This is a genomic window from Paenibacillus terrae (assembly GCF_005217525.1).
In the GTDB taxonomy this organism is placed as follows: Bacteria; Bacillota; Bacilli; order Paenibacillales; family Paenibacillaceae; genus Paenibacillus; species Paenibacillus terrae_C.
In genome coordinates, this window is the sequence record NZ_PNXQ01000010.1 from 482 (window position 1) to 1242 (window position 761).

Below are 761 nucleotides of genomic sequence, written 5' to 3' on the forward strand. Positions count from 1 at the left end.
AAAGTAATTGCGTAGCTGAGCTGGTTGAAACTTATGGTTATGCCATTAAGTTTAGGGATTATAATTTTTAATTTTTGTGAGGCCCGTTGGTCAAGCGGTTAAGACACCTCCCTTTCACGGAGGTAACAGGGGTTCGATTCCCCTACGGGTCATAGTATGGAGGCTTAGCTCAGCTGGGAGAGCATCTGCCTTACAAGCAGAGGGTCGGGGGTTCGAGCCCCTCAGCCTCCACCATTTATATTCTTAAAAGTAATCCCTTTTTACTGTCGCGGGGTGGAGCAGTTCGGTAGCTCGTCGGGCTCATAACCCGAAGGTCACAGGTTCAAATCCTGTCCCCGCAATTGATTTTCCTTAGGAATATCTATGGAACTGTGGTGTAGAGGCCTAACATGCCTGCCTGTCACGCAGGAGATCGCGGGTTCGAATCCCGTCAGTTCCGCCATTTTATAAAATATATGACTGGCATTTTTGTGTATTCTATATATAATGTGAGTTTGTATATTATAGCTGTATAACAATATATGGCTCGGTAGCTCAGTCGGTAGAGCAGAGGACTGAAAATCCTCGTGTCGGCGGTTCGATTCCGTCCCGAGCCACCTTTCAAGTGGGAATGAGTAATGTGCCGGTGTAGCTCAACTGGTAGAGCAACTGACTTGTAATCAGTAGGTTGGGGGTTCAAGTCCTCTCGCCGGCACCATTTTGGAGGATTAGCGAAGTGGCCAAACGCATCAGACTGTAAATCTGCTCCCTTACGGGTTCGG

The 761-nt window shown here is 47.7% G+C and carries 6 tRNA genes; all 6 read left to right on the forward strand.

The features are described from left to right. The first annotated feature begins 80 nt into the window (after positions 1 to 80). The 6 genes from C1I60_RS08350 (at position 81) to C1I60_RS08375 (ending at position 697) form a co-directional block, all read left to right on the forward strand. A tRNA-Glu gene (locus C1I60_RS08350) sits at positions 81 to 152 on the forward strand. A gap of 6 nt (positions 153 to 158) precedes the next feature. Then, positions 159 to 234: transfer RNA gene (locus tag C1I60_RS08355), tRNA-Val, on the forward strand. A gap of 33 nt (positions 235 to 267) precedes the next feature. Next, positions 268 to 341 (forward strand) — tRNA-Met (locus tag C1I60_RS08360). 24 nt (positions 342 to 365) lie between these two features. After that, a tRNA-Asp gene (locus tag C1I60_RS08365) sits at positions 366 to 442 on the forward strand. 81 nt (positions 443 to 523) lie between these two features. Then, a tRNA-Phe gene (locus C1I60_RS08370) sits at positions 524 to 596 on the forward strand. 25 nt (positions 597 to 621) lie between these two features. Then, positions 622 to 697: transfer RNA gene (locus C1I60_RS08375), tRNA-Thr, on the forward strand. Positions 698 to 761 lie beyond the last annotated feature (64 nt).